The sequence below is a fragment of the Streptomyces sp. NPDC001507 genome (assembly GCF_042894765.1).
Lineage (GTDB): Bacteria > Actinomycetota > Actinomycetes > Streptomycetales > Streptomycetaceae > Streptomyces.
In genome coordinates this window covers 81,543-100,842 of the sequence record NZ_JBIAVV010000007.1, presented here as the reverse complement: position 1 = coordinate 100,842, position 19,300 = coordinate 81,543, and the positions used below count along the sequence as shown (strand labels likewise).

The window sequence follows — 19,300 nt, the reverse complement described above, 5'->3', positions numbered from 1 at the left end:
TTGCCACACAGGAGGACTGTTTTGATGAACGACCGGCCCTTGACGCTCATGGCGGTACACGCCCACCCCGACGACGAGGCCACCGGAACCGGAGGCGTCCTCGCGCGGTACGCGGCGGAGGGCGTGCGCACGGTCCTCGTGACGTGTACCGACGGCGGCTGCGGTGACGGACCGGGGGGTGTCAAGCCCGGTGAGCCCGGGCACGATCCGGCGGCCGTCGCCGCGATGCGGCGCCAGGAGCTGCAGGCGAGCTGCGACATCCTGAAGATCAGCCACCTGGAGACGCTGGACTACGCCGACTCCGGAATGATGGGCTGGGCGGCCAACGACGCCCCCGGCTCCTTCTGGCGGACACCCGTGGCCGAGGGCGCCGCCCGGCTCGCGGAACTCATGCGGCGCTACCGGCCCGACGTGGTCGTCACCTACGACGAGAACGGCTTCTACGGCCATCCCGACCACATCCAGGCCAACCGCATCACGATGGCGGCGCTGGAGATGACCGAACCGGCCCCGAAGGTGTACTGGACGACGGCGCCGCGCGCGATGATGCAGCGGTTCGGCGAGGTGATGCGCGAGTTCGGGGAAGACCTGCCGGAGCCGGACCCCGCGGAGGCCGCCGCGATCGCGGAGATCGGGCTCCCCGACGAGGAGATCACCACCTGGGTGGACACCACCGCGTTCGGCGGCCAGAAGTTCGACGCGCTGGCCGCGCACGCCAGCCAGGGCGAGAACATCTTCTTCCTCAGGATGGGCCGGGAGCGGTTCACCGAGCTGATGGGCATGGAGACCTTCGTCCGTGTCCAGGACTCCACCGGCGCGGCCGTACCCGAGAACGACCTCTTCGCCGGACTGCGCTGACCTGGCCGACGCTCCGGGCGGACGGTCCGCACGCCGCGGCCGGGTCTGTCCGCCCGGGGCGACGCCCGGCCGACGGTACGGCCGGAACCGCACCAAAAGCGCAGGTCAGAGGAGTGGAAGTGGTGATAACCCCCCGGAGTTCCGGCGGAACTCCCCCTGCGGATCCGGTGGCTGGCCCGCTGTCGGCGCCGCCCGGCCCCGCCCAGACTCGGCGGCATGACGTTCTCCATCGACGCTCCCACCGCCGCCGCGACGGCCGCCGACCCGGCGCGGACCTCCGGTCCCGGCAGCGATTTCGCCAGGCTCTCCCGGCGCATCGCCGACGCGGGCCTGCTGGACCGGCGCCCGGGCCACTACACCGTGCGGCTCGGCCTGGTGATCGCGGCCCTGCTGGGCGGCACGGCGGCCTTCCTCGCGCTCGGCGACACGTGGTGGCAGCTGGCCACCGCCGCTGCCATGGCCTTCGTCTTCGGTCAAGTGGCGCTCGTGGCACACGACCTGGCACACCGTCAGGTCTTCCGTCGGCGCCGCCCGAGCGAGACCTGGGGCCGTCTCTTCGGCAACCTCGCCATCGGCATGAGCTACGGGTGGTGGATGAACAAGCACACCCGTCACCACGCCAACCCCAACCACGAGGAACTCGACCCCGACGTCGCACCGGACATCCTGGTGTGGTCCACCGAGCAGGCACGCGGCAGCAGCGGCCTGGCCCGGCTCGTCGGCGGCCACCAGGCGTTCCTGTTCTTCCCGCTGCTGACGCTGGAGGGCTTTAACCTGCACGTGTCGAGCGTGCGGGCACTGCGCTCGCCGGCCATGAAGAACCGGGTGGCGGAGGGCACGCTGCTCCTCCTGCACTTCGCCGCCTACCTGTCCGCGCTGTTCCTGGTCCTCTCCCCCGGCAAGGCCGTGGCGTTCCTCGCCGTGCACCAGTGCCTCTTCGGCGTCTACCTCGGCTGCACCTTCGCCCCGAACCACAAGGGGATGCCCACCTTCACCGGCGACGAGCGGCCCGACTTCCTGCGGCGCCAGGTGCTCACCTCCCGCAACGTGCGGGGCGGCCGGTGCACGGACGTGCTGCTCGGCGGCCTCAACTACCAGATCGAGCATCACCTGTTCCCGAGCATGCCCACGCCTCATCTGCGCCGCGCCCAGGTGATCGTGCGCGAGTACTGCGCGGAGATCGGTGTGCCGTACCACGAGACCGGGCTGCTGCGGTCCTACCGTGAGGCCCTCACCCACCTGCACCGGGTGGGCGAACCCATCCGGCGCAGGCGCGGGGCGGCCTGAGACCGAGGCCGACGCGGCAGGCATGGCGGGGTGGTACCCGGCCTCGCCTAGGCCGGTACGCGGCTCACTTCAGGTGGCGGGCGAAGAACCGGTTCCCGTCGTCCGCCTCGAACCACGGGGTACCGGCGTGCCCGCCGAGATTGGCGTGCAGCGTCTTCTCCTTGCTGCCGAAGGCGTCGAACAGGTCCAGGGCGCGCTGCCGGGGGTTGCCTGCGTCGTCCCACTGCAGCAGGAACAGCAGCGGAACGGTGACCTGCCGGGCCTCCTCGCGCTGGGCGCGGGGCACGTAACCCCCGGCGAAGAAACCGGCGGCCGCGACACGGGGTTCGAGGACCGCCAGCTGGATGCCGACGGCGGTCATCCCCGCGTACCCGACCGGGCCGCCGATCTCGGGCAGCGTCAGCAGGGCGTCCAGGGTGGTCCGCCACTCCGGGACCGCCTTCTCGACCAGCGGGACGACGAAGGACTCGAAGATCTCGTCCAGCGGCTCGCCGGCCGCCATCGCCCGGCGGAGGTCGGCGCGCGCCCGCTCGTCGATGGCGGAACGGGGCCGGTCGCCGTGGCCGGGGTGGTCGATGGCGGCCACCGCGTAGCCGTACTCAGCGGCGGCGTGCCGGGCCCGGGCCACCAGGCGCGGTTCCCGCTTGTGCAGGCCGCCGTTGTGGCCGGACAGGATCAGCGGGGCAGGTGCGGATCCGGACGTCCACAGGATGCCGGGGATCTCACCGAGAGTGAACTCGCGTTCGAGGACGCCGTCGTCGAGGCGTTGTTCGGAAGTGAAATGCATGGTCGTGCCTTTCGGGAGTGCGCTGGAAACGGCGCTCCCGGACGACCTGCCGTCCGACCGCGACCCCGGAGGGGAGCACCCATGTCGATACTGTGTTCACGGGTACCACCTCCTCGTCTCCGGCACGGCCACCCGGAAGGTAGCAGCGGTCGCCGTGGGCCGCCAACGGGTTTTCCGGGAAGGTGCCGTGGCTCAGCCCAGGGCGTCCAGCAGGGCGGTGACATAGGCGTCCAGCCGCCCCGCCACCGTCCGCGTCGTCAGTTCCGTCCGGCCCGCCTCCCGCCACGGCCGTGCCACCGGCCGCACCGCGGTCGAGAACGCCAGGGCGTCCAGCAGCCGCCAGTACAGCCGGTCGCTCGCGGCCGTGGCCAGCACCCCGCCGGCCTCCTCGTACGCCTCGGCGAACCGCAGTCCCCACGCCGGGCCGTGCAGCATCGCGAGATTGGTGGAGCAGTGCGCCACATCGAGGTCGGCCGGTCCCCAGGAGGTCTCCACCCAGTCGACGACCCCGGTGATCCGGGGGCCGGCCGGGCCGGGCGGCGCCGCGTCGAACAGCACGTTGCCGGGGTGGAAGTCCCGGTGCAGGAAGCGGCCTTCGTAGGCTGGCGCCGGCTTGCGGATCACGTCTGCCGCCGCGGCCCACGCCACCGCGTCGGCGCCGTCCGGCGGGACGACGGCGTCGGCGGTCGTCCACGCCATGTACTCCCTGGGTCGCTCGGCGGGGCGCAACGCGTGGATCGCCACGAGCTGACGGGCCAGCAGTGGGACGCGCGCCTCGAGTCCCCGGTCTTCGAGGACCGTACGGCCCGGCAGATGCGTCATCAGGAGTGACGGGTACTCGCAGTGCGCGGCGGCCGGATCGAGCGCGACCGGTCCGGGAGCCGGCACACCCGTCCCCGCGAGCAGGGCGAGGGCGCGGGCCTCGCGGTTCAGCAGGTCCGCGGCCTGCTCCGCGAAGAACGGGTCGGCGAAGGTCCGCAGCACCAGGTGCCGGGTGGCCCCGTCCGGCGTGCCGATGGTCAGCCGCCGCATCTCGGCGGTGATGCCCCCGTGCAGTGCCTCGGTCGCGACGACCCGTTCACCGGCCGTCAGATGCCGGCTCACCCAGGCCAGTGCCGACGGCCGGACGGCCACTGCCTCGTCTGGCTCGTCTGGCTCGTCGTGATGGGGCACCCTGCCACCCCATCATCCGCCCGGCGGCACGCGCAATGGCTTTCACCATGGGCGCCACGGGGTCACCCGGTGCTGTCCGGGGGCCGCAGGGCGGCGGCGCCTGCCCGCATCATCGCGGACACCGGTGACCTCGCCCATTGCACGAGGTCGCGCGGCAGTCCGGTGTCGAGCTCGATGGTCACCCGCACGTAGCGGGTGTGCAGCCGGTTGACCTTTACGGGACGCGGTACGGCCGCCTCGGGCCCGCGCTGCAGTGCGGCCCGGTAGGTGTCCTTGCGCTGGTTCATGCCCTGTCCTGTCGTCTGACGAGTTCGTCCGCGAGGTCCATGTACGCCGAGCCCTTGGCCTCCACCGGGCCTCCGAAGGACTGCGCGTACAGGTCGAGCCGCGGAATGTGGGTGGACAGCACGTCGAAGCCCCGCTCGGTGAGAGCTTCGCGGGCGTCGGCGTCGGGCCCCGTACGCGTGGCGTCGGCGCGGTTGGTCCGGTTGAGCAGCACGGCGGCGTGGGCCGGCTGGGCGCGCAGGGACTGTACGTCGCCCATCTCGCCGCCGATGGGCGCCATGCGGTCCAGTTCGATGGGGGCCGGAGTGACCGGCACGATCCATTCGCTCGCGTATCTCATGATGCTGCGGGCGATGTGCGCGTGGTCCTCCATCTGCGGAGCGTCGAAGACGACGGCCTGCCGCTCGCCCAGGAAGTCGTTCACGCGCCGGTGCACGTCGCCCACCGGCAGGGCGACCACGGGAAACGGGAAGCCTCCCGCCAGTTCGCTCCACCGCAGCGCGGAGGACGCGGGGTCGCTGTCGACCAGCAGCGGTGGGATGCCCGACTCGTGCAGCGCGTGGGCCAGCCAGACCGCGCTGGTCGTCTTACCCACCCCGGGCTTCAGGTTCACAAAGGCATAACTCAGCGGCACACGGGTCAACCTAGGGCCGCGATCGGTCGCTGACCGCCCAGTCGGGGCACAGCGTGCCGTCGTTCACCCTGCGGCGCCGGTGAATCATCCGTATGGGCCAGCCTCCCGAACAGGCGGGGCGCCGTCTGCCGTCTCACGCGGCGTCCTGCGGCACCACGGGGCAAGAACCTTGGACCGTGGGGCGGTCATGCTGCCCGGGTGTCGCGTGGGACCGTCGGGCGGTGACTCGACTCGTGGACCGTGACCGCTCTCTGGAGGAGCTTGAGCGCGACCGCTGGCCGGCCCCGACGGCCGGCGCAAGTCGCCTTGTTGCGATCGCACCGGCCCGCGCTCCGGCTGTCGCGACTGCGGCATCGTCGGAACCCGCAAGTGAGCTGATCACGCCGTGCAGACTGTCGAGCCGTTGGGGGGCAGTTGACTGCCGGCCGAAGTCGGTGGCGGCGGGCTGTCGCAGGGTCCTGGAGAAGGTGCCGGCGATCTGCCACCGCCGGCACGTCGGGGGCGCTTGGCGAGAGCTCCACACCACCTGATCACCGAGGGAACGGCACCCCACTCGCGTTTCTGCCGCCCAGTGGCAACCGCGACGACGTCACCCAACTGCGGCCAGGTCGCCTGCGACGGTGGGCGACCCGGCCGAAGCATCTACCGGTCAGACGGGATCGGTGAACGAGACCGGCTTGCCGGTGGCGTGGGCGTACGCGATCTCCCTGCTCGTGGACTCGCCGATGTACCCGCCTGGGTTGACGACCAGAACCCGGTCGGCCAGGTCGATCTTGCGCAGGTGGAGAGCGTCCAGCGCGGTCTTCTGCTCGTCGGTGATCAACTCGTCCGCTTCGCCTGGCGCGACGACGATGACACCCGCCAAGGTCAGATCACGGTTCACCGCACGCATCTCGTCCACGAACCGGGTGGAGCCGCAGATGCAGACAATCTCAGGTCGGCCGGGCACGGCTCAGCCCTTCGGTCGAACGGAATCCCCAGTGTGCACGTTGACATCCCAGACAGGCGGACGAGCCGGCAGTTTACGCAGCGAGATGGACACCACGCGGCTGCACCGTCGCAGGCGTGGCCCCACGCAACAGCGGCAGGAACTCGGCGACTGGCCAACGTCGCGCATCGCACTTACCGGATCGCGATGCGTGAGGACAGGTGGCCGGGGACAGAGTGAGCGGCACCCTGGAGGAGGGGGTGTCACGGCGGCCGAGGAGGCGTGATGCGAACCAGCGACGAGATCTACGACTGGATCCGCTGGGACCCGCGGTTCGACCCGGCCCGGTTCGTGCTGGGGATCAGTCAGCGCGGGGATGCCTGCAAACGCATCCCCCTGCCCTACTTCGTGCCGGGAGGGGACATCCCGTGGCACCGGGTGGTGTTCATCGAGGCGGACGGCGAGCTGGTCTGGGACCGGGCCACGGGGGTGGACCGGGTCGACGCGTCCGGCGCCGGTCGCCTGCGGGACCCGCAGGCGGACCTGAGCTTCGACACGGACTCCGACAGGGGCGGGCCCACCGGTGGCCTCGACGTGTCCCCGACACCCCGCACGGCAGTGGCCTGGATCCCGCCTGCGGAGCTGTGGCCGCCGATCCAGGACGTCCGCCAGGATTACGATCCGCAGATCCACCGCTGGCCGCCGCACGTCAACGTGCTCTTCGGCTTCGTGCCGGAGTCCGACTTCGAGCGGGCCGCCCCGCTGCTCGCCGCGGCAACGGCCGGGACGCCGGTCTTCACGGCACGGCTGGAGGGGGTGCGCCCCTTCCGGCACAGGGCGTACTGCACCGTGTGGCTCGACCCGACGGCGGCCGGCGAGGCGCCCTGGACGAACCTGCACCGGGTACTGCAGGAGCGGTTCCCGCGCTGTCGCGGGGCCGCCGGGAACTTCACCCGCATCTGTCCTTGGGCCGGACCCGGGACCTGCGGCGGGTCAGCACCGACTGCGCCACCCGGCTCGGCGCCATGACGGCGACGGTCTGGGAACTCGTCCTGCTCTCCCGCAGGGGCCATGGGCCGATGCACCCACGGGCCACGGTCGCTTTGCGCACGGGAGAGATCCGCTGGCTGCCCGCGCCCGGCCTCGAAGCGCCGGGGCCGGAGGACACGGCATGGCTCTCCGAGATCACCGACAGGTGATCTCCCGCCTCCGCACCCGCACCCTCCGCAGCGCGATCACAGCGCGTGGAATTGGCCACAATTCCTATCTTTCGGGCAGATCAGCCGATAAAAGTAGTCCTTTACGGCTGGCTGCACTCCGCCGGTAACCAGCTCCAGGAATTCGACGACCTGCGTCACGGGAGAAGCGTTTGATCACGGCACGTAAGCGAACCACCGGACTGATGGCCACCGCCGGCGTACTGGGCGGCGTCCTCGCGCTCACCGCCCTCGGCGGCACCAGCAACGCTGCCACCAGCGTCAACGGCCCCGGAGCTCACCCGACACCACAGGCGCAGACGCAAACGCAAACGCAGACACAGGCGCAGGCGCAGGCGAATCAGACGGCCGCCCAGGACGCGTCCGACGCCCGAATAAAGATCACGCCCGGGCAGGGCGCCTACGGCGTCGGAATCAACGACCCCGTCAAGGTCACCGTCAGCAACGGGCAGCTCACCAAGGTGACCATGACGGCCGTCGCGACCGGTACCGAGATTCCGGGCACCGTGTCCGCGGACGGCACGTCCTGGACGCCGGACGGCCCCCTGGAGCGTGCCACGAGGTACCAGGTCGCCGCAGAGGCCGCGGACGCCAACGGCCGCTCCGCCACCGCGAACGCCACGATCACCACGGTCTCCCCGGCCAACGACTTCGTCGGGCACCTCTCCCCCGAGGACGGCTCGACCGTCGGCGTGGGCATGCCGGTGACGTTCACCTTCGGCAAGGCGATCGGTGACAAGGCCGCCGTGGAATCGGAGATCCAGGTCAGCTCCAGCAGCGGGCAGCGGATCGTCGGCCACTGGCTCAACGACGCCCGCCTGGACTTCCGCCCGGAGAACTACTGGAAGCCCGGCTCCACCGTCACCGTCAAGCTCACCCGCAACGGCGTCCAGAAGACGGTCACGTTCCACATCGGCCGGAGCCAGATCAGCACCGTGGACGCCGGCACCAAGCAGATGACCGTCGTACGGGACGGCAAGACGATCAAGACCATCCCGATCTCGTCCGGCAGCGCCGAGCACCCGACGTACAACGGCCCGATGGTCATCTCCGAGAAGTTCTCGCAGACCCACATGAACGGCGCGACCGTCGGCCTCATGAAGGACGGCAAGCCGGCGTACGACATCGACGACGTACCGCACGCCATGCGCCTGACCGCCTCGGGCACGTTCATCCACGGCAACTACTGGGCTGCCGACTCGGTCTTCGGGAAGGCCAACACCAGCCACGGCTGCGTGGGTCTGAACGACGTCAAGGGCGGCAGCGACGGCAGGCAGCCCGCCGCATGGTTCTTCGACAACTCGATGATCGGCGACGTCGTGATCGTCAAGAACTCCGCGGACAAGAGCACGCCGGCCCCGGACAACGGCCTCAGCGACTGGAACATGCCGTGGACCGAGTGGGTCTCGGGCAGCTCGACCGGCTGACGCCGTCCCTCCGCGTGCAGGGAGCCGGGGGCTCCGGTTCTTGCAGAGGTCTGGAAAAGGGCACCTGAGCTGGGAACACTCCCAGCTCAGGTGCCCTTCGTCGATCGCGCTCGCGGTGAAGCCGCGAGGCGAAACGCTCCCCCGTTCGGGCGCGGCCGTCCGCGCCCGGTGGCCGCCGCCGCGGAGTGCCTCGTCACTCACCCGGACAGCGTAATCACGTTCCGTCATCCCCTTGTCCCCATTGGGCTGTCCCCCGTTCGGAGTTGCGTCCGCACGGGGGACATGAGGCCGTGGGAGTCGTGTCCTGCCGCATCTCACCTTCAGGAGGAGACATGGGCACGAGGAACAACGGCCGGCAGGCCGACAGGCTGAGCGTCGTCTTCACCGTCCGAGTGATCGAGGGCGGCGAGCAGGGATTCCTGGACGTGTACGACCAGCTGCGCAAGTCCGTCGCCCGGACCCCCGGCCACATCGTCGAGAGGCTGGGAGCACCCGTGGACGACTCCCGGCAGTGGGTCATCACCAGCGAGTGGCAGACGGCCGAGCACTTCTTCGCCTGGCAGCAGAGCGAGGAGCACCGCGCGCTGGTGGCTCCGCTGCGCCAGTGGGTCGACTCGACGCAGTCGCTGCGGTTCCGAGTCGTGAAGGAGACGACGGGGGTGACGTCATGACGCGCACCACCACCGGCACCGTCGCCGTACTCGGGCTCGGCACGATGGGCTCCGGCCTGGCCGCCCGCCTGCTCGACCGGGGAATGCAGGTCCGGGTCTGGAACCGTACCCCGGAGCGGGCCGAACCGCTTGCCGCGGCAGGCGCCTTCGTCGCTGCGCACCCCGCCGACGCCGTCGCGGGCACGAGCGCCGCCGTCTGCGTCGTCGCCGACGGCGAGGCCCTCGGCTCCGTGCTGCGCGGACCCCACGGCGTCCTGTCCAAGGGCTCCTACCCCGGTGTCCTCGTCTGCGCCAGCACCGTCTCCCCCGAAGAGGTCGTCCAGATCGCCGGAGACATCCCCTCGGTCGTGGACGTGGGCATGCTCGGCAACCGCGACCACGCCCGTGACGGCGAGCTTCGGCTCTTCGTCGGCGGCGAGGAGCAGGCGTTCGCCGCCTGCCGCCCGCTGCTGGAGGCGCTGGGCAAGGAGGTCGTCCATCTGGGCGCACTCGGTTCCGGCATGCGGATGAAACTGTGCCTCAACCTCCTGATGGGCATCGAGGTGCAGGCCCTGGCCGAGGTCACCGAACTGGCGACCGCCTGCGGCCTCGACCGGCAGGCGGTCCTCAAGACCGTCGCGGGCAGCGGTTTCGCCTCTCCGGTCATGGCGTTCAAGTCGAGGCGCCTGGGTTCCGGCCGCTTCGAGGAGCCGGACTTCCGGCTGCGGCTGATGGCGAAAGACCTCATGCTCGCTACCAAGCAGGCGGCGGCAGCCGGTCTGAGTCTGCCGCTGGCGACCGCCGCCGCCGAGACCCACGTCCGTGCCACCGAGCAGGGACTGGGCGACCAGGACTGTGCCGCGGTCACCCGCGCACTCACAGAGAAACCGGGCAGCGACACGTGATCATCGACATCCACGGGCATCTCTCCCCGCCGGAGGCGGCCGAACGCTTCCCCATGCCCCCGAGCCTGACCGACGTCGACGGCATGCTGGCCGCTCGCGCCGAGGCCGGCATCGACCTCACCATCATCGGCAGCCCCGTCGGCGCCGGAGCGATGGCACGGGTACCGGGCGTGGACAACTACGCGCAACCACGAGACCGGCTGCGCAGTTTCCACGCCTGGATGTCGGGGCTGATCGCCAGGTTCCCCGACCGGTTGCGCGGCTATGTGTACGCCAACCCGTTCGGCGACGACGATCACCTCGAAGGGGTGCGGGAGACCCTGGCGGACCCGGCCTTCGTCGGCCTGATCACCACGTCCAGCGTCCACGGGGAGCTGCTCGGCTCCCCTCGCGCCGACTCCTTCTTCGCGCTGGCCGCGGAGGCGGGCGTACCCGTCCTGGTGCACGCCCCGGCCGAACCGGTCGGCACGGAACGGGTCGACGAGATCGGCTTCGTCGAGCAGATCGGCCGGTTCGGCGACGTCACCATGGGCATGGCCATGATCGCCTTCGCGGGGTGGCTGGACAAGTACCCGGAGCTGCGGCTGATCGGCGCGACCGGCGGCGGCGCGATGGCGCTGCTGCCGGAGCGTCTGCAGACGGCGGCGCGCCCCCGGCACTGGGCCGGGGGCGCGCCGCCCTCCGGCCGGCCCGAGGCGGCCTCGGTCCCGGTGACGGCCCGGGAACCGGCGGCCGACCCGGCCGCGGCACTGCGGCGCATGTACGTCGACACGAGCCCGTTCAGTTCGGCGCATCTGAGCCTGAACGCGGAGGTGCTGGGTCCCGGGCGGATGCTGTTCGGTACCGACTCACCACCGCTGGCCGTGCCGCTGGAGGAGCAGATCCGCATGATCGAGAAGCTGCCGGTCGACAGGGCGTCGCAGCAGCTGATCCTCGGTGGCAACGCCGAGGCCCTCTTCGACCTCGGGAGTCGTCCGTGACCACCACGCAAGAGGCCGTCACCGCGGCCGAACGCTGCACCCCGGAGTTCCGGCGGGACCCCCACGCGGTCTACGCCCAGCTCCGCGACGCGGCCCCGGTCTGCCCCATGAGACCGCCACACGGCAACGAGACGTACCTGATCACCCGGTACGAGGACGCGCGGGCCGCCCTGGCGGATCCGCGGCTGAGCAAGGACATGTACGGGGCCATGGACGCGTACCGGAGGATCTTCGGTGACTCGTCCGTCGCGCTGGACGACAACATGCTCAACTCCGACGCGCCCAAGCACACGCGGCTGCGCAGGCTGGTCAGCTCCGCGTTCACCGTACGGCGGGTGGAGGCTCTGCGGCCGAAGATCCAGGACGTCGTCCGGGGCCTGCTCGACGAGTTCCCGGCCCGGGAGCCCTTCGACCTGTTGCCGGCCTTCGCGTTCCCGCTGCCGATCATCGTGATCTGCGATCTGCTCGGTGTACCGCCCCAGGAGCGGGCGCGGATGCAGAACCTGTCCTCCACGGTGGCCCGGAGCGGCTTCGACGAGGAGGCCAAGCGGGCCCAGCAGAAGGCGGAGGAGGACCTGCACGCGTACTTCTCCGAGCTCATCGCCGCCAAGCGGAAGCGTCCGGGTGACGATCTCCTGAGCGCGCTCACCGCGGTCCGGGACGACGACGGCGGCCTGACCGGGAACGAGCTGGTCTCCACGGCGTTCCTGCTGATGTTCGCGGGTCACAAGACCACGGCGTACCTGATCGGCAACGCGGTGCACCACCTCCTGTCCCATCCCGGACAACTGCGCGCGGTGCGGGAGAACGGGGAGCTGATGCGTGCCGCGGTCGAGGAACTGGTGCGCTACGACGGCTCCGTGGAGAGCGGGACGTTCCGTTACGCGACCGAGGACGTGGAGTACGGCGTGACCCGGATTCCCAAGGGCGCCCTGGTCCAGATCGCACTCAGTTCGGCCAACCGCGATCCGCTGAAGTTCGACGCGCCGGACGAGTTGAACGTGACGCGTCCGGGCAACGCGCAGGACGCGCACCTGGGGTTCGGGCACGGCAGTCACTACTGCCTGGGAGCCCCGCTGGCCCGGCTGGTGACGCAACTGGCGCTCACCGCCCTGTTCGACCGGTTCCCGCGGATGGCCTTGGCCGACCCTCGCGCCCAAGCACGGTGGCTGGAGGTCCCCTTCCCGGCCTTCCGCGGCCTCGCGGAGCTCCCGGTCGTGCTCGATCGCTGACGAAACGCTCGTGCCGGCGCGCCGGAGCAGGCGAGAGCGGTGCGTCACCTGATATCGAAATTTCGAAGGTACCGGCGGTTCAGGGGCGGCCGGCGGTCGGGGGCGGGGCTGTGCTGCTGCGCTCGACCAAGCTGGTGGCCAGGTCAACGCGGAGCGCGGACGGTGGGTTGCCGCGGGCGAGGTCGATCACCATGCGCGCGGCGACCTCGGCCATCTCGGTCAGCGGCTGGCGGACGGTGGTCAGGGGTGGGCCGACCCAGCGGGCGAGGGGCAGGTCGTCGAAGCCGACGACGCTGAGATCCTCCGGGATGCGCAGGCCCAACTCCCGTGCGGCCTCGTAGACGCCGAGCGCCTGCAGGTCGTTGCCCGTGAAGATCGCGGTGGGCCGGTCCTTGAGGCGCAGCAGCTCCAGGCCCGCCGAATAGCCGGTTTCGTGGTAGAAGTTGCCCTCGCGGACGAGTGCGGGATCGAAGGCGACGCCGCCCGTCTCCAGCGCGGCCCGATAGCCGTCGATCCGGGCGCGGCTGCACATCATCCGTCGTGGTCCGGCGATCATGCCGATACGCCGGTGGCCCAGGTCGAGCAGGTGGCGGGTGGCGGCGAGGCCGCCGTTCCAGTTGGTCGTGCCGACCGCCGGCACGTCCTGACCGGGGTCCCCGGCCGGGTCCATCACCACGAACGGGATGTCACGACCGGTCAGCTGCGCCTGCTGGGCCTCGTCGAGCCCCGACAGCACCAGGACCACGCCGGTGGGACGGCGGGCGAGCACCCCGTCCATCCAGGACTGCCCGAGGCTGAGGCGGCCCGAGGATTCCGACAGGACGACGCTCATCCCCTCGTCGCGGACGACGTTCTCGACCCCGCGGATGACCTCCATCGCCCAGGCGCTCTCGAGCTCGTGGAACACCAGCTCCAGCAAGGGGCTCGACGGGGCGCTGTTGCTGCGTCGCCGCTGGTAGCCGTACTGATGCAGCAGCTCCTCCACCCGCTCCCGGGTGGCGGGGGCGACGTCCGCGCGGCCGTTGACGACTTTCGAAACAGTCGGTGTGGAAACCCCCGCCTCGCGCGCGATTTTGGCGAGTGTCGCCGCTCTGGTCACGAGCCCTCCTGTGCTGCCCTGGTGTGCGAAGTGCCTAGTCATCCCGGCTGTACGAGACGGATATTAGCTGGTCAGGGCTCCAGCCGGTACGGCCGAATCGAGATCTGCCAAACCCTTGACGGAGATCGACGTTACGCCTAGGTTTCCCGCAGCATTCGGAAATCTCTTCGAAATTATCGACGGAGTGGCAATCCAATGGGTTCTCTTCGCGTGACCGTTCGCAACGGTGCGACCCGGAACAGACTCGCCGCGGTAGCGGCAACGACCGCGCTGCTGCTCGGTCTGACCACCGCATGCGGGTCCAGCGGCGGCTCCAGCTCCGGGACGATCCACGTCCTCGTCTACGGGGACTCCGCGAACAAGGTCGAAAAGCAGATCGTCGACACCTTCAACAAGACCTCGAAGGTCAAGGCGGTGCTGGACACCATCCCCGGCGCCGACTACCAGGCCAAGCTCAACACGATCATCAACACCCCGCAGGCCCCGGACATCTTCTTCAACTGGGGCGGCGGCAGCATCGCGCCCTACGCCAAGAAGAACCTCCTGCTCCCCCTGGACGACATGATCGCCAAGGACCCGGGGCTCAAGTCCAACTTCCTCCCCTCGGTGTTCAACACCGCGGTGATCGACGGCAAGTCCTACGGCGTCCCGATGCGCGGTACGCAGCCCGTGCTGCTCTTCAACAACAAGAAGGTCCTGGCGAGCGCCGGCCTGAGCGTCCCGCAGACCTGGGACGACCTGATCAACGACGTCAAGGTGCTCAAGGGCAAGGGCTTGACCCCGATCGCACTCGGCGGCGGCGACCAGTGGCCCACCCTCATGTGGTTCGAGTACGTCTTCGACCGGGTCGCCGGACCGGACCTGTTCCAGAAGGCGCTCGCCGGTGACAAGAGCGCGTGGGCCACGCCGGAGAGCCACAAGGCTCTGGACATGCTGAAGCAGCTGGTCGACGCCGGCGCGTTCGGCAGCAACTTCGACTCGGTGAAGTTCACCGACGGCGGCTCCCCGGCACTGCTGGCCAAGGGCAAGGCCGCCTTCGAGCTGATGGGCTCCTGGGAGTACTCCACCCAGCAGTCCAACAACCCCGACTTCGCCAAGAACGACCTCGGCTACAGCGCCTTCCCGACCGTCAGCGGCGGCAAGGGCGACCCGAAGGACCTCGTCGGCAACACCAACAACTTCTACTCCGTCCTGAAGAAGACCAAGCACCCCGACGCCGTGGCGGCCTTCCTCAAGCTCATGTACTCCGACGAGTTCGTGAAGGCCCAGCTCGGCATCGGCAACCTGCCGACCACCACCAACACCGAGAAGTTCCTGTCCACCTCGGCCAGCCCGGACTACTCGAAGTTCCAGTTCGACCTGGTCAAGGCGGCCCCGTCGTTCCAGCTGTCCTGGGACCAGGCGTACCCGCCGGCGGCGGCCACACCGCTCCACACGGCCATTCAGAAGTTCTTCGACGGCAAGACCGACGCCAACGGCTTCATCCAGGCGATGCAGTCGCTGTCCAACTCCTGAGTAGGACCGATGAGCTCACTTCCTCTCGCAGCCGTGTCCGGCCGCCGCCTCAAGGCGCGCCGGGCCGGCGTCGGGGTGACCCGCCCGGGCTTCGTCTGGGCGGTACCCGCGACCGTCTTCTTCCTCCTGTTCGCGATCCTCCCGCTGGTGCTGGTCGCGGTGCTGTCCTTCACCAGCTGGGACGGCATCACCTCGCCGCACTTCAACGGCCTGGCGAACTGGACCAAGCTGATCCACGACCCGGTGATGACCCAGAGCATCTGGCTCACCCTCGTACTCACCCTGCTCGGGGTCGTGACGCAGACGCCCATCAGCATCCTGCTGGGCGTCTGGGCGGCCGGCCACCAGCGCAACCGGGCCGTGCTGTCCGCAATCTTCTTCGTCCCCCTGCTGCTCTCGGCGACCGCGGTCTCGGTGGTGTGGCGCGCCCTGCTCGACCCCAACTTCGGCTTGCCGGGCCAGCTTCCCTGGCTGTTCGGCAACGGCAACCTGCTCGGCAGCCAGGCCGGTTCGATCGGGGTGCTGACCTTCGTCGGAATGTGGCAGTTCACCCCCCTGCACACGCTCCTCTACCAGGGCGGCGCCCGCGCGATTCCGCAGGTGCTCTACCAGGCCGCGGCGATCGACGGGGCCGGCACCGTGCGGCAGTTCTTCCACATCACCCTGCCGCAACTGCGCAACACCGCGATCACCTCGATGATCCTCATGGTCGTCGGCGGGCTGACCACGTTCGACACGGTGCTGATCCTCACCCAGGGCGGCCCCGGCACGGACACCACGGTCAGCGCCTATTACATGTACCAGCAGAGCTTCAAGAACTTCGACTTCGGCGCCGGCTCGGCCATCGCGCTGGTCCTGGTCGTGGTGGCCACGCTCATCTCCCTGGCCGTGGTCCGGCTCTCCGGCTACGACAGGATGCGCAGCACGGCGGAGGGGATCTGATGCGACAGCGCCCCAACTACCTGGCCGGACTCGGCTCCCTGATATGGCTCGCTCTGGTCGGTCTGCCGCTCTACGTGCTGCTGACCGCGACCCTGCGCACCACCTCCGACTACTCCACCCAGGGCCCGCTCAGCTTTCCGTCGCAGCTGACCCTGAGCAACTACCTCAACGCGTTCTCCAACGGCTTCGGCCAGGACTTCCTCAACACCCTGATCGTCACCGTCAGCGTCGTCGGCATCGTGCTGGTGGTGGTGCCGCCCCTCGCCTACGCCATCGTGCGCGCCCAGGGCCGGACCATCACCGTCGTGTTCCGGGTCTTCCTGCTGGGACTCGCGATCCCCGCGCAGGCGGTGATCGTGCCGATGTTCTACGTGATCAGCCAGGCCGGGCTCTATGACCACCTGATCGGCGTCATCCTGCCCACCGCCGCGTTCTCGCTGCCGGTGTGCACCCTGGTCCTGACCGGGACGATGCGGGACATCACCCCCGAGCTGTACGAAGCCATGGCGATGGACGGAGCCTCGCCGCGGCGGGTCTTCATGCAACTGGTCCTGCCGCTCTCGAAGAGCGGGCTCTCCTCCATCGTCGTCTTCTCGGCCCTGCAGGCCTGGAACGGCTTCCTCTTCCCGCTGATCCTCACCCAGTCGGAGTCGACCAAGGTGATCACCCTCGGCCTGTACAACTTCCAGACCGAACACGGCGTCGACGTCCCCGGACTGCTCAGCGCCGTGGTGCTGTCCATGCTCCCCATCTTCATCGTCTACCTGTTCGCCCGCCGCGCCCTGGTCCAGGGGCTCATGGGGGTCGGAGGAAAGTGACCGGCAACGTGAACCCCAGCGTCGAGCTCGCCACCCCTGCGTGGCGGGACGTCTCGCTCGACCCCGCGACCAGGGCCGACGCCCTCATCGCGGCGATGACCCTGCGGGAGAAGACAGCGCAGCTGGTCGGCGTCTGGGTGGGCGCCTCCGACGAGGGCGGCGAGGTCGCCCCGCATCAGCACGAGATGGAGGAGCCGCCGGATCTGGACGAGCTGCTGCCGCACGGTCTGGGCCAGCTGACCCGGCCCTTCGGCACCGTTCCCGTGGACGCCGCCGTCGGTGCGCTCTCGCTCGCCCGCTCCCAGCAGCGCATCGTCGCCGCCAACCGCTTCGGCATACCCGCGATCGCCCACGAGGAGTGCCTGGCCGGGTTCGCGGCCTGGGGGGCGACTGCCTACCCAGTCCCGCTGTCCTGGGGAGCGACCTTCAACCCCGAGCTGGTGCGCACCATGGCCACCGCCATCGGGACCGACATGCGCGCCGTCGGCGTCCACCAGGGCCTCGCCCCCGTGCTCGACGTTGTGCGCGACGCCCGCTGGGGCCGCGTCGAGGAGACCATCGGCGAGGACCCGTACCTGGTCGGGACCATCGCCACTGCCTACGTGCAGGGCCTGGAGTCCGCCGGGATCGTCGCCACACTCAAGCACTTCGCCGGCTACTCCGCCTCGCGGGCCGGCCGCAACCTCGCACCGGTCTCCATGGGCGTCCGCGAGCGCGCCGACGTCGTCCTTCCCCCGTTCGAGATGGCGCTGCGCGAGGGCCGACCGCGCTCGGTCATGCACGCCTACACCGACACCGACGGCATCCCCTCGGCCGCCGACCAGGAACTGCTCACCGGACTGCTCAGGGACACCTGGGGCTTCGACGGGACGGTGGTGGCGGACTACTTCGGCATCGCCTTCCTCAAGCTCCTGCACGGCGTCGCCGGAAGCTGGGACGAGGCCGCCGGGCTTGCCCTCGCCAGCGGCGTCGACGTCGAGCTGCCGACCGTCAAGACATTCGGGCAGCCGCTGCTCAACGCGGTCGAGGCCGGCACCGTCCCTGAGGAGCTGATCGATCGCGCCCTGCGCCGGATCCTCATCCAGAAGGCACAGCTCGGCCTGCTCGACCCCGACTGGAACCCGGTTCCGCAGGCGCTCTCCGGAGCGGAACTGACCGTTCCCGAGGCGCTGCGCGGCAGCGTCGACCTGGACCCCCCGGCCAACCGGGAGCTGGCACGCGAGCTGGCGGAGCAGGCCGTCGTGCTGCTGCGCAATGACGGCACGCTGCCGCTCGGCCGCCCCCGCCGGATCGCACTGATCGGCCCCAACGCAGACACCCCGACGGCCGTGCTGGGCTGCTACTCCTTCCCCGTGCACGTCGGCTCGCAACACCCCGGGGTCCCGACCGGCATCGCGCTGCCCACGCTGCGCGAGACCTTGGCGGCCGAGTTCCCCGACGCCGAGATCTTCTCCGCGCCCGGTGCGACGGTCGACGGCGACAGCACGGCCGGCTTCGTCGAGGCGGTCGCGGCGGCCCGTGTCGCCGACGTCGTGGTGCTCGCTCTCGGGGACCGCGCCGGCCTGTTCGGCCGCGGCACCAGCGGCGAGGGATGCGACGCCGAATCGGTCCACCTGCCCGGCAGACAGCAGCAGCTGCTCGACACCCTCCTGGATGCCGGCACGCCCGTGGTGCTCGTCATGCTGGCGGGCCGCCCTTACGCACTGGGCCGCGCCGACACGGAGGCGGCGGCGATCGTGCAGTCCTTCTTTCCTGGGGAGGCGGGCACCGAGGCGATCGCCGGCGTGCTGAGCGGGCGCGTGAACCCCTCCGGACGGTTGCCCGTGAGTGTGCCGCGGCACAAGGGTGTTCAGCCCTCCACCTACCTGGCCGCCCGGCTGGCCCAGGACAGCGACGTATCCAGCACCAGTACCAGCGCGGCCTACGGGTTCGGGCACGGGCTCGGCTACACGGAATTCGAGTGGTCCGCGCTTGACGTCAGCGTCGCGGAGACCGGCACCGACGGCAGCTTCCGGATCGCCTTCGAGGTCCGCAACACCGGTGAACGCTCCGGCTGCGAGGTGGTGCAGTTCTACCTGCAAGACCCGGTGGCCTCCGTGGTCCAGCCGATGCAGCGCCTCGTCGGCTACCGGCGCCTCCCGCTCGAACCGGGGGAAGTCTGCCGGGTCCTCCTGGAACTCCCCGCGGACCTGGCCTCCTTCACCGGCCGCACGGGCCGTCGCATCGTCGAACCCGGCGAGCTGGAACTGCGGATCTCCGCCAGCAGCACCGACCACCGCATCACGGTCCCGCTGCGCCTGACCGGCCAGGTCCGGGAGGTCGACCACACGCGCAGGCTGCACCCCGTCGTCAGCGTCGAGCGCCGCTGACGCAGCGGCGCACCACAGAGACAGGGCGGCGGCACCGCACGCGCCGTCGCCGCCCTGGTCCGGTGCCTGGTGCCTGGCGCCACGACTCCTGCGCCGAACCGCCGGACGGGCGACGACTGAGTCGCTGCGTACCGGATCCGCCCCCTCCTGTCCTGCCGCACCCGGTGATCAGCTTTCCTGACCGACGCGGACGG

The 19,300-nt window shown here is 70.2% G+C and carries 17 protein-coding genes and 1 pseudogene; 12 read left to right on the top strand and 6 right to left on the bottom strand.

Annotated features, from left to right (window positions below):
* The first annotated feature begins 24 nt into the window (after window positions 1-24).
* A complete protein-coding gene (locus tag ACFY0K_RS23125) occupies window positions 25-858 on the top strand; it encodes a PIG-L family deacetylase (protein WP_390641436.1) in 834 nt (277 codons plus the stop codon).
* A 216-nt stretch (window positions 859-1,074) separates the two neighbouring features.
* Window positions 1,075-2,145: a fatty acid desaturase family protein gene (locus tag ACFY0K_RS23120; RefSeq protein ID WP_390641435.1), complete on the top strand. Its 1,071-nt coding sequence runs from the start codon at window positions 1,075-1,077 to the stop codon at window positions 2,143-2,145.
* 64 nt (window positions 2,146-2,209) lie between these two features.
* Here the strand turns inward: ACFY0K_RS23120 and ACFY0K_RS23115 are convergent, their stop codons facing one another.
* The 5 genes from ACFY0K_RS23115 to ACFY0K_RS23095 form a co-directional block, all read right to left on the bottom strand.
* On the bottom strand, window positions 2,210-2,932 hold the full coding sequence (locus ACFY0K_RS23115; protein ID WP_390641434.1) for a dienelactone hydrolase family protein: 723 nt from the start codon (window positions 2,930-2,932) through the stop codon (window positions 2,210-2,212).
* A 192-nt stretch (window positions 2,933-3,124) separates the two neighbouring features.
* Window positions 3,125-4,036: a phosphotransferase family protein gene (locus ACFY0K_RS23110; RefSeq protein WP_390641433.1), complete on the bottom strand. Its 912-nt coding sequence runs from the start codon at window positions 4,034-4,036 to the stop codon at window positions 3,125-3,127.
* A gap of 131 nt (window positions 4,037-4,167) precedes the next feature.
* Window positions 4,168-4,392 carry a hypothetical protein gene (locus tag ACFY0K_RS23105; protein WP_390641432.1) on the bottom strand — a complete coding sequence of 75 codons (225 nt, stop codon included), beginning with the start codon at window positions 4,390-4,392 and terminating at the stop codon, window positions 4,168-4,170.
* Window positions 4,389-5,003: a hypothetical protein gene (locus ACFY0K_RS23100; protein WP_390641741.1), complete on the bottom strand. Its 615-nt coding sequence runs from the start codon at window positions 5,001-5,003 to the stop codon at window positions 4,389-4,391. Before ACFY0K_RS23100 ends, ACFY0K_RS23105 begins: the two co-directional genes overlap by 4 nt.
* Window positions 5,004-5,673: 670 nt before the next feature.
* The gene (locus ACFY0K_RS23095; protein ID WP_390641431.1) at window positions 5,674-5,973 is read right to left on the bottom strand and encodes a hypothetical protein; all 300 of its coding nucleotides are present in this window, start codon (window positions 5,971-5,973) and stop codon (window positions 5,674-5,676) included.
* A 264-nt stretch (window positions 5,974-6,237) separates the two neighbouring features.
* Between ACFY0K_RS23095 and ACFY0K_RS23090 the strand changes: the two are divergent.
* The 6 genes and pseudogenes from ACFY0K_RS23090 to ACFY0K_RS23065 form a co-directional block, all read left to right on the top strand.
* A pseudogene (locus tag ACFY0K_RS23090) lies at window positions 6,238-7,124 on the top strand (RNA repair domain-containing protein); the annotation flags it as partial.
* Window positions 7,125-7,354: 230 nt separating this feature from the next.
* Complete coding sequence (locus ACFY0K_RS23085; RefSeq protein WP_390641740.1) at window positions 7,355-8,596, top strand: Ig-like domain-containing protein; 1,242 nt, start codon at window positions 7,355-7,357, stop codon at window positions 8,594-8,596.
* A gap of 332 nt (window positions 8,597-8,928) precedes the next feature.
* On the top strand, window positions 8,929-9,267 hold the full coding sequence (locus tag ACFY0K_RS23080; RefSeq protein WP_382720022.1) for an antibiotic biosynthesis monooxygenase family protein: 339 nt from the start codon (window positions 8,929-8,931) through the stop codon (window positions 9,265-9,267).
* Entirely contained in the window at window positions 9,264-10,151 is an 888-nt protein-coding gene (locus ACFY0K_RS23075; RefSeq protein ID WP_390641430.1) for an NAD(P)-dependent oxidoreductase, read from the top strand. The genes ACFY0K_RS23080 and ACFY0K_RS23075 overlap by 4 nt, the downstream gene beginning before the upstream one ends.
* Window positions 10,148-11,131, top strand: a complete 984-nt coding sequence (locus ACFY0K_RS23070) for an amidohydrolase family protein (protein ID WP_390641429.1) — start codon at window positions 10,148-10,150, stop codon at window positions 11,129-11,131. Before ACFY0K_RS23075 ends, ACFY0K_RS23070 begins: the two co-directional genes overlap by 4 nt.
* Entirely contained in the window at window positions 11,128-12,363 is a 1,236-nt protein-coding gene (locus ACFY0K_RS23065; RefSeq protein WP_390641428.1) for a cytochrome P450, read from the top strand. The genes ACFY0K_RS23070 and ACFY0K_RS23065 overlap by 4 nt, the downstream gene beginning before the upstream one ends.
* A gap of 79 nt (window positions 12,364-12,442) precedes the next feature.
* Here the strand turns inward: ACFY0K_RS23065 and ACFY0K_RS23060 are convergent, their stop codons facing one another.
* A complete protein-coding gene (locus ACFY0K_RS23060) occupies window positions 12,443-13,504 on the bottom strand; it encodes a LacI family DNA-binding transcriptional regulator (protein ID WP_390641427.1) in 1,062 nt (353 codons plus the stop codon).
* 168 nt (window positions 13,505-13,672) lie between these two features.
* Between ACFY0K_RS23060 and ACFY0K_RS23055 the strand changes: the two genes are divergently transcribed.
* The 4 genes from ACFY0K_RS23055 (at window position 13,673) to ACFY0K_RS23040 (ending at window position 19,106) form a co-directional block, all read left to right on the top strand.
* Window positions 13,673-14,977, top strand: a complete 1,305-nt coding sequence (locus ACFY0K_RS23055; RefSeq protein WP_351959277.1) for an extracellular solute-binding protein — start codon at window positions 13,673-13,675, stop codon at window positions 14,975-14,977.
* Window positions 14,978-14,986: 9 nt separating this feature from the next.
* Window positions 14,987-15,919: a sugar ABC transporter permease gene (locus ACFY0K_RS23050; protein ID WP_351959276.1), complete on the top strand. Its 933-nt coding sequence runs from the start codon at window positions 14,987-14,989 to the stop codon at window positions 15,917-15,919.
* Window positions 15,919-16,737, top strand: coding sequence for a carbohydrate ABC transporter permease (locus ACFY0K_RS23045; protein ID WP_351959275.1), 819 nt, complete (start codon window positions 15,919-15,921; stop codon window positions 16,735-16,737). The genes ACFY0K_RS23050 and ACFY0K_RS23045 overlap by 1 nt, the downstream gene beginning before the upstream one ends.
* A gap of 95 nt (window positions 16,738-16,832) precedes the next feature.
* A complete protein-coding gene (locus ACFY0K_RS23040; RefSeq protein ID WP_390641739.1) occupies window positions 16,833-19,106 on the top strand; it encodes a beta-glucosidase in 2,274 nt (757 codons plus the stop codon).
* Window positions 19,107-19,300 lie beyond the last annotated feature (194 nt).

Excerpts from the sequence above, each read along its gene's own strand:
- ACFY0K_RS23125 (WP_390641436.1), top strand. The coding sequence starts at position 25 with ATGAACGACCGGCCCTTGACGCTCATGGCGGTACACGCCCACCCCGAC.
- ACFY0K_RS23120 (WP_390641435.1), top strand. The coding sequence starts at position 1,075 with ATGACGTTCTCCATCGACGCTCCCACCGCCGCCGCGACGGCCGCCGAC.
- ACFY0K_RS23115 (WP_390641434.1), bottom strand. The coding sequence starts at position 2,932 with ATGCATTTCACTTCCGAACAACGCCTCGACGACGGCGTCCTCGAACGC.
- ACFY0K_RS23105 (WP_390641432.1), bottom strand. The coding sequence starts at position 4,392 with ATGAACCAGCGCAAGGACACCTACCGGGCCGCACTGCAGCGCGGGCCC.
- ACFY0K_RS23085 (WP_390641740.1), top strand. The coding sequence starts at position 7,355 with ATGGCCACCGCCGGCGTACTGGGCGGCGTCCTCGCGCTCACCGCCCTC.
- ACFY0K_RS23080 (WP_382720022.1), top strand. The coding sequence starts at position 8,929 with ATGGGCACGAGGAACAACGGCCGGCAGGCCGACAGGCTGAGCGTCGTC.
- ACFY0K_RS23075 (WP_390641430.1), top strand. The coding sequence starts at position 9,264 with ATGACGCGCACCACCACCGGCACCGTCGCCGTACTCGGGCTCGGCACG.
- ACFY0K_RS23060 (WP_390641427.1), bottom strand. The coding sequence starts at position 13,504 with ATGACTAGGCACTTCGCACACCAGGGCAGCACAGGAGGGCTCGTGACC.
- ACFY0K_RS23050 (WP_351959276.1), top strand. The coding sequence starts at position 14,987 with ATGAGCTCACTTCCTCTCGCAGCCGTGTCCGGCCGCCGCCTCAAGGCG.
- ACFY0K_RS23045 (WP_351959275.1), top strand. The coding sequence starts at position 15,919 with ATGCGACAGCGCCCCAACTACCTGGCCGGACTCGGCTCCCTGATATGG.
- ACFY0K_RS23040 (WP_390641739.1), top strand. The coding sequence starts at position 16,833 with ATGACCCTGCGGGAGAAGACAGCGCAGCTGGTCGGCGTCTGGGTGGGC.